Source organism: Streptomyces sp. NPDC059248, assembly GCF_042753905.1.
In the GTDB taxonomy this organism is placed as follows: domain Bacteria; phylum Actinomycetota; class Actinomycetes; order Streptomycetales; family Streptomycetaceae; genus Streptomyces.
This window is the reverse complement of record NZ_JBHYZV010000148.1, coordinates 1-7,886: the sequence shown is the minus strand read 5'-3', so window position 1 is coordinate 7,886 and position 7,886 is coordinate 1. Positions and strand designations below refer to the sequence as shown.

Genomic DNA, 7,886 nt, shown 5'->3' with positions numbered 1-7,886 from the left:
ACACACGGGCGTCTTCCGCGGACGGGGCCGCTGCCCGGGCCACTCACCGGGCCGCCCACCCGGGACACCGGGCTGGCGGGGCATGCCGCGGGCCGGGCGATCCGACCGGTCGCGGGGCCCGCGGCTCACAGCAGCTCGGGCGCGTGGAAGATGCCCAGGCCGGAGGCGAGATCCCGGTCCAGCCAGTACCGGCGCGGCTCGGTCAGCATGATGTCGACCCCGGCGCCGAGGATGCCCGGAATGGCGGACAGCTCGTCGTCGACGAAGCGCGCCACGGCCGAACGGTCGGTGACCAGACCGGCCGCGAGCACCGACAGATCGCTCGCCACATGCGCCACCAGACGGGTCTGGGGGAGATGGTCGATACGGCGCATCACCTCGGGTGTCTCCCCGGGCGCCACCCGCAGCCGCAGGATGAACGGGGTCTCGAAGCCGAGCCACTCCGACACGATCTCCAGCCGGGGCCTGACCCAGCCCTCGTCGAGGACCCTGCGGACGACCCGGTGCGCCGTCGAGGTGGCGAGCCCGGCCGCGCGGGCGATGCTGGCCGCGGACGCCCGGCCGTCCTGGATCAGCAGGGCGACCACGGTCCGCTCGGCGTCCCCGAGCGGCTTGGCGGGGGGCGTCGTCGTGGCCGTCGCGGTGGCCCCCGGCCGGGCGCCGATCAGCGCCAGCAGATCGTCGCGCTCCACCCCGGTGAGGAACCCGGGATCCCAGGTGATGCCCCGGCGCAGGGTGCTGAGGGCGGGCAGGGCCTTGACCCGGCGGACCCCCGGGACGGAGAACATCCGGTCGATCGCCCGGCTGGTGGCCGCCTCCGACGGGGCGTGGACCACGGCGTACACCGGATAGTCGCCGGAGATCTGGGCCAGCACCGGGAGATGCGGCAGATCGCGCAGCCGGTCCAACACGGCGAGCGGGGTGTCGCCGCTGACGTCCAGGAAGACATGGACCGGCATCGAGGCGGAGTGCACGCCCCAGTCGGCCTGCCCGATGACACGGACCATCCGGGCCTCGAACAACCGGTCGTAGCGGCGTTTGAGGGTACTGGCGTCGGCGGCCAGGATCCCGCCCAGATCGTCCCAGGTGGCGCGAGGTGCCAGATGCAGCGCGCCGATAAGACGGCGGTCGAGCTCGTCAAGCAGAGGACGGGTCATGGCGCCCTACCTTAGCCCGCTGGTTAATCCCACTGTTATCTAGAAGGTCTAGAGAATCTCTCACTCAGGTGCCATTGTTCGCAGGAACATCCTTCACCTGTACGAAGAGGTCCCATGAGCGCCACCTCCGCCGAGCCTCGGCCGTCCGAGCCGCAGTCGAGAGCCCTGCGCATCGCGTTCCGGAGTTTCGCCGCGATCGAGAAGGTCGGCAACAAACTCCCCCACCCGTTCTGGCTGTTCTGGATCCTCGCGGGGGTCGTCGCCGTCCTCAGCGCCGTCCTCGCCACGATCGACGTCAGCGCCGTACACCCCGGCAAGGGCGAGAGCATCACGGTGAAGAGCCTCCTCAGCCAGGAGGGGCTCACGATGGCCATCGAGGGGGCGGTCGACAACTTCGCGGCCTTCCCCCCGCTGGCCACCATCCTCACCGTGATGTTCGGCATCGTCGTCGCGGAGAAGAGCGGGCTCTTCTCCGCCCTGCTGCGCCGGATGGTCGAACGGGTCCCCGGCAAGTACCTCACCTTCGCCCTGTCCCTGACGGCGATGGTCAGCCATGTCGCGGGCGACGCCGCCTACTTCACCCTCGTCCCGATCGGCGCGCTGATCTTCCGCGCGGCGGGCCGCAGCCCGGTACTCGGCTGCATCGTCGCCTATGTCTCGATCTCCGCCGGGTACAACGCCTCGCCGTCCCTCACCACCACCGACGTCCTGCTCTCCGGGATATCCACGGCCGCCGCCCAGACCATCGACGCCGACTACGTCGTCACCCCGGTCGGCAACTACTTCTTCGGCATCGGCTCGTCGGTCCTGGTCGCCCTCGCCATCACCCTCGTCGTCGACAAGGTCATCGCCCGCCGCGCCGATCTCGAACCCGATGAGCCGGTGGCCGCGCCGAACGCCGCCGAGCGGGAGGCGATCGAGGTCACCGAGCAGCAGCGCCGCGCGCTGCGCGTCACCGGTCTGGTCGCCCTCGGCTTCGCGCTCTTCCTGGTGGCCGCCATGACCCCCGGATCGTCCCCGCTGCGCGGCGAGGGCGGCGGAATCGTCAACTCCCCGGTGATCGGCGGCATGGCGCTCGTCCTGGGCCTCTTCTTCGCCCTGGTCGGCACCGTCTACGGCCGGATGACCGGCACCTTCACGGCTGCCCGCGACATCATCGACGCGATGATCGAAGGCACCAAGACGATGGCGCCGATCCTCGTCCTGTTCTTCGCGATCTCCCAGTTCCTCGCCTACTTCAAGTGGACGAACATCGGCGACATCCTCGCCGTCAAGGGCGCCGAGACGCTGCGCGCCCTCGATCTGGAGGGCTGGACGGTCCTGGTCGGCATCGCCGTGCTGATCACCATCATGAACCTGGTCATCACCAGCGGCTCCGCACTGTGGGCGCTGGCGGCACCGGTGCTCATCCCCATGCTGATGCTCATCGGCATCGAGCCCGAGACCACCCAGGCCGTGTATCGCGTCGCCGACTCCGTCACCAACTGCGTCACCCCGATGAGCCCCTACTTCGTGATGGCCCTGGGCTTCATCCAGCAGTACCGGAAGTCCGCCGGTATCGGCACCCTCGCCTCCTTCACCATCCCCATCGCCGCCGTCGTCTGGGTGGCCTGGATGGCGTTCTTCGTCATCTGGTACCTGCTCGGCATCCCCTTCGGCATCAGCTGACCCGGCCGATCCCGCCGATCCCGCCGATCCCGCCGATCCCGCGCGCCTCCGAGCGCCCCCTCCGCCCCGGGCGGCCCACCGCCCCGTACGAGAAAGAAGACCATGACCGCAGTGCCCGCCGCCGATCTCACCACCCGAGCCCACGAGGCATCGGCGGAGATCGTCGCCGACATCGTCTCCCTCGTCCGCCACGAGACCGGCAGTTACGATCTGCCCGGCCTCGCGGCGGGCCTGGACCATCTGCGCGAACTGGCCGTCCGCCGGCTCGGCCCGCCCGACCGCGAACAGCGCCACCCCGGCGGCGAATGCGGTGACACCCTCACCCTCACCTATACCGGTACCGGCCCCGGGCATGTGGCGCTGATCGGCCACTACGACACCGTCTGGCCGACCGGCACCCTCGCCGCCTGGGAACCGCCGGCCCCGTCCGACGACGGCCGCGAGAAGCTCGGCGGGCCCGGCATCTTCGATATGAAGACCGGTCTGGTCCAGGGCGTCTGGGCGCTCAAGCTGGCCCGCGAGAGCGGAACGCCCCTGCCCACGGTCACCTTCCTGTTCAACGGCGACGAGGAGATCGGATCCCTGTCGTCCCGGCCGGTCATCGAAGAGGTGGCCCGCCGTGTGGACGCCACCCTGGTCCTGGAGCCGTCCGCCCACGGCGCGGTGAAGACCGCCCGCAAGGGCTCCGGGATCTTCCGGATCACGGTCACCGGCGTCGAGGCGCACGCCGGACTCGCCCCCCAGGACGGGGCGAGCGCGATCACGGCACTCTCCGAGTTCGTGGTCGCCGCCGCGGCCGTGGCCGCCCCCGACCGGGGCACCACGATCAACACCGGGCTCATCGAGGGCGGCTCCGCCACGAACGTCGTCGCCGGACGGGCCACCGCCAGCGTCGACATCCGGGTCAGCAGCGCGGCCGAACAGGACCGCGTCGACGGCGCGCTGGACGCCATCGAGGTCAGCGACCCCCGGGTCCGCGTCGAGATCGACCACGCCTGGAACCGGCCGCCCATGACCCTCAACGCCGCCTCGGCGCCCCTGCTCGGCCTCGCCCGCGAGATCGCCCGCGAGCAGGGCCGCGGCGAACTCCCGACCGCCGCCGTCGGCGGCGCCAGCGACGCCAACTTCGTCGCCGCCCTCGACCGTCCCGTCCTCTGCGGTATGGGCGCGGTCGGCGACGGCGCCCACGCCAGGACCGAGTTCATCTACCCCGACACCGTCCCCGCCCAGACCGCCCTGGTCGCCGGCATGCTCCGCCGCCTCGCGGACCCGCTGCCCGGCCCGGCCGCCTGACCGGGGCCTCCCACCCCGCCCGGACGGCGCACGGCCAACCCGACCAGTCCGGGCGGGCACCATCCCGTCCGGGCGGGCACCGCCCCGGTCAACGCTGGTCCTCAACGCGCCCACCGGCGGGTGACGTTACCCGCGACGGTGTCGCCCGACCGGGATGGTGATCATCATGGTCATCGCCACCCGCCCGCGCCGCCGGGCCGCCGTTCTCGTCCTCGCCCTCTCCGCCGCCCTCCTCCCGGCCGCCGCGACCGCGACCACCGTCGCCTCCGACACGGCCGCGACCTCCGCCGGTACGGCCCCCGGGTCCGCGCCCGCCGCCAGGGCCGCCGCCGCGCCCGCCAACTCCTGTCCCGCCGTCGAGGACCGGCTCTACGCCGCCGCCGACCGCCGGGTCGACATCAACCGCATCACCCCCACCCCTTCCTGGCGCACCAACTGCCTCCAGCTCTACCGCACCGACGGCCGCGGCCCCGAGATCGTCTTCGAGCAGGGCTTCCACCCCAAGGCCCCGCTCGACGGCCAGTACGACATCGAGAAGTACGTCCTGGTCAACCAGCCCTCCCCCTATGTCTCCACCAGCTACAACCACGATCTGTACAAGTCGTGGAAGAACGGCTGGAACTACTACATCGACGCCCCCGGCGGAGTCGATGTGAACAGGACCATCGGCGACACCCACAAATACGCCGACCAGGTCGAGGTGGCCTTCCCCGGCGGAGTGGCCCGGGAGTTCGTCGTCGGGGTCTGCCCGGTCGACAAGGAGAAGAAGACCGAGATCATGGACGGCTGCCGGGACAACCCCCACTACGTCCCGTGGCGCGCGGGCTACCCGGCCGCGACCGTCGAGAAGGCCCCCGCCGCGCCGCCCGCCCCCGCGGCGACCTCCCCGTCCGTCCCGGCCCAGCGCCCCGCCCCGGTCCCGGCCGGCACTCCCCTCTCATCCGGTTCGACGGGCGCGGTGACCACTCCGGTCGCGAGCTAGGCCGCCTCCGCGAGGACGGCGCTTCTCAGCCGGACACGCCCTCGGCGGAGGACTCCGCGGAGAACAGCGCCTCCGAACCCACCGGTATGAACCCCGCCGACCGGAACGCCCGCACACTGCGGGCGTTCCCCGGCGCTATCTGGGCCCAGACCGCGTCGCCCGGCACCAACTGGCGGGCCGCCCGCGCCAGAGCCGGCCCCAGGCCCCGGCCCCGTACCTCCTCGTCCACCTCCACCGCGCACTCCCAGCGGCCCGCCACACCCCGCCCCAGCAGGACCACTCCGCCGTCCGCGGCCCACACCCGGACCCCGTCCCGGAACGCCGTCGCCCGCGCCACCCGGGGATGTCCGGGGTCGTCGATCTCCCGCAGGGATATCTGCGGCACACCCGGCAGCGCCGGGGCCACGGCCAGCAGGTCGATCGTGCTCATCCGGCGCCCCGTCCGCGCCAGCATCGCCGCCAGGAACACCGGGTTCATCGCCGCGGCCAGCGGGTCCGACGGGGTCGCCGCCAACTCCTCGCGCACCCAACCCGGGTCCTCGTCCGTGAAGACGACCGAGTGCGCGGTGAAGGCCAGGACACCCGCGTCCCGCGCGCCGGGCTGTCCGACGATCACGACCCGTCCGTCGGCGGCCGGAAAGCGCCCGCGCTCCGCGTCGCCGAGGATCCTCCTCAGTTCATCGCTCATGCCCACATGATCCATGAGGCCCCCCGGCGGCCCCTTCGCGTCGTCCACAGCGCCGCACCGATAATCTGACCTACGTCAACAGAGCACCCAGGAGGGGCGGAAGCAGTGGCGGACATCGAAGAGGCCCGCAAGGCGTTCGACCGGTACGACATCGACGGCGACGGACTGATCACGGCGACGGAGTACAAGAGCGTCATGGCGCAGCTGGGGGACTTCAACGTCACCGAGACGGTCGCCCAGGCGGTTATCCGGTCGAAGGACGTCAACGGCGACGGCATGCTGACGTTCGACGAGTTCTGGGAGTCCTTCAGCAAGAGCTGACCCGTTCTCACCGAGACGGCAGGACAGGGGCCGGGGTCGCCATGACCCCGGCCCCGGCCCGTACCGCGGCCGTCTTGGGCCGACTGCCCGCCATCCGGGGTGAAACGTCGCGGGACCGGCCCGTCACCGACAGCCACCCGGCGTGGACTGCCGTAGCGTGCGAGCGTTCCCCGCCAGCCCCGGCCGAAGGCGACCCGCCATGGACGCGACCGAACTCCTGCCGATCATCGCCGTTCTCGCCCTTGTCACCGTGGAGTTCGGCGGCCACGCGCTGCTGAAGTTCATCACGACCCGGCCGGATGTCCTCACCCCCCTGCGCGAACGATTCTTCCGCGCCGGCCACGCCCACGCGGGTGTCCTGCTGACGCTCTCCCTCGTCTACTTCCTCTATCTGCCGCGCGCCGACTTCGGCTCCGGTACCGAATGGCTCCTCGGCGTCCTTCTGCTGGTCGGCGTGCTCGCCCAGTCCGGTGGCTTCTTCCTGCACCTCGCCCTCGGCACGGAGGGCCGGACCTCCGCGGGTACGCACATCACCCGGGCCGGCGCCCTGCTCATCGCCGTCGCCCTCGTCGCCCTCGCCATCGGTCTGATCATGAATCTCTGACCGGCGGCCGCCGGTCGGACAACCGTTTCACCCGTCCCGGGACCCTGGTTCCGTCACACGTGTGCCCGTAGCCGCACACGCGTGTCACAGGACATCGACAGCACCATACGTACAGGCCGGGTTCTCCTCGCCGGGGCACAGACTGACGTCAGTCCGCCGCCCGCACCAGCCGAGGAGCCATCCGTATGACCGAGACAACGACTTCCGTGACCCGGCGCTTCCGTAGCCGGGCCACGGCACTTGTCGTGGCCGGTACGGCTCTCGCCCTCGCCGTCCCGGCGACGGCCGCGGCCGACCAGACCGCCGCCGCCTCGGCCGCCGCCCCGGCCGCCGACCCGGTCTCCGTCCTGACGTACACGGCGGACGAGCGCCGCGAGGCCCTCGCCTACTGGACGCCCTCCCGGATCAAGGCCGTCGGGAAGTCCGTCGACCTCGGGGAGACCGGACCGAAGGCCACGCCGTGGCAGGGCGACACCCCCGCGACCGTGGGCCGGCTCTTCTTCATCAACGCGGCGGGCGCCGACACCTGGTGTACGGCCACGGCGGTGAAGAGCGCCAACAAGTCCGCCGTCATGACCGCGGCGCACTGCGTACGCCGGGGCTCGTCGCCCGCCAACACCAACATCACCATGGTCTACGTCCCCGGTTACGACGCGGGCAAGATGCCGTACGGGGCGTTCGCGGTCCGCAATGTCGCCACCCCGCGCACCTTCGAGGAGGAGTCGGTCGACGACGTCGCCGCCCTGACCGTCGACGCCGACAAGAGCGGCCGCAAGCTCACCGACGTCGTGGGCGGCCAGTCCATCGCCTTCAACCGCCCGGTCGGCGGCACCGTCACCGCCCTCGGCTTCTCCGCCACCCGCCCGCAGCTCGGCGAGCGGCTCCTCAGCTGCACCGGAGTGACGAAGAGGGAGGACGGCACCCAGTTCATCCCCTGCGACATGACCGGCGGAGCCAGCGGCGGCCCGTGGCTGGCGGACTTCGACGCCACCACCGGCAAGGGCGTCCTCGTCTCGGTCAACGGGTCCCTGGACTCCATGGAACCGACCAAGATGTACGGCGAGGTGTTCGGAGCCACCGCCAAGAAGGTCTACGACCGGGCCCAGGGCGCCCCGCGCCGTAGCCTGCTGAGCTCGGCGAGCGGCTCCTCAGCTGCACCGGAGTGACGAAGAG

General features: G+C 71.6%; 7 protein-coding genes and 1 pseudogene. 6 read left to right on the top strand and 2 right to left on the bottom strand.

The features are described 5' to 3' along the window. Positions 1 to 125: 125 nt before the first annotated feature. Entirely contained in the window at positions 126 to 1,157 is a 1,032-nt protein-coding gene (locus tag ACFXG1_RS32665) for a winged helix-turn-helix transcriptional regulator (protein ID WP_384745808.1), read from the bottom strand. A 114-nt stretch (positions 1,158 to 1,271) separates the two neighbouring features. Between ACFXG1_RS32665 and ACFXG1_RS32660 the strand changes: the two genes are divergently transcribed. The 3 genes and pseudogenes from ACFXG1_RS32660 to ACFXG1_RS32650 all read left to right on the top strand — a co-directional run. After that, on the top strand, positions 1,272 to 2,825 hold the full coding sequence (locus ACFXG1_RS32660) for an AbgT family transporter (RefSeq protein ID WP_384745806.1): 1,554 nt from the start codon (positions 1,272 to 1,274) through the stop codon (positions 2,823 to 2,825). Positions 2,826 to 2,927: 102 nt separating this feature from the next. Continuing rightward, positions 2,928 to 4,118: a M20 family metallopeptidase gene (locus ACFXG1_RS32655; protein WP_384712246.1), complete on the top strand. Its 1,191-nt coding sequence runs from the start codon at positions 2,928 to 2,930 to the stop codon at positions 4,116 to 4,118. A gap of 154 nt (positions 4,119 to 4,272) precedes the next feature. Continuing rightward, a pseudogene (locus tag ACFXG1_RS32650) lies at positions 4,273 to 4,935 on the top strand (ADP-ribosyltransferase); the annotation flags it as partial. A gap of 190 nt (positions 4,936 to 5,125) precedes the next feature. Here the strand turns inward: ACFXG1_RS32650 and ACFXG1_RS32645 are convergent. Next, positions 5,126 to 5,788 carry a GNAT family N-acetyltransferase gene (locus ACFXG1_RS32645; protein WP_384712243.1) on the bottom strand — a complete coding sequence of 221 codons (663 nt, stop codon included), beginning with the start codon at positions 5,786 to 5,788 and terminating at the stop codon, positions 5,126 to 5,128. A 105-nt stretch (positions 5,789 to 5,893) separates the two neighbouring features. Here ACFXG1_RS32645 and ACFXG1_RS32640 point away from each other — a divergent pair, with 105 nt between their 5' ends. From ACFXG1_RS32640 to ACFXG1_RS32630, 3 genes are all read left to right on the top strand, one after another. Continuing rightward, positions 5,894 to 6,109, top strand: a complete 216-nt coding sequence (locus tag ACFXG1_RS32640; RefSeq protein WP_384712240.1) for an EF-hand domain-containing protein — start codon at positions 5,894 to 5,896, stop codon at positions 6,107 to 6,109. A 199-nt stretch (positions 6,110 to 6,308) separates the two neighbouring features. Beyond that, positions 6,309 to 6,713 (top strand): hypothetical protein, encoded by a 405-nt coding sequence (locus ACFXG1_RS32635; RefSeq protein ID WP_384712237.1) that lies wholly within the window; start codon positions 6,309 to 6,311, stop codon positions 6,711 to 6,713. A gap of 185 nt (positions 6,714 to 6,898) precedes the next feature. Continuing rightward, positions 6,899 to 7,879 carry a trypsin-like serine peptidase gene (locus ACFXG1_RS32630; RefSeq protein WP_384745803.1) on the top strand — a complete coding sequence of 327 codons (981 nt, stop codon included), beginning with the start codon at positions 6,899 to 6,901 and terminating at the stop codon, positions 7,877 to 7,879. The last annotated feature ends 7 nt before the right edge of the window (positions 7,880 to 7,886 follow it).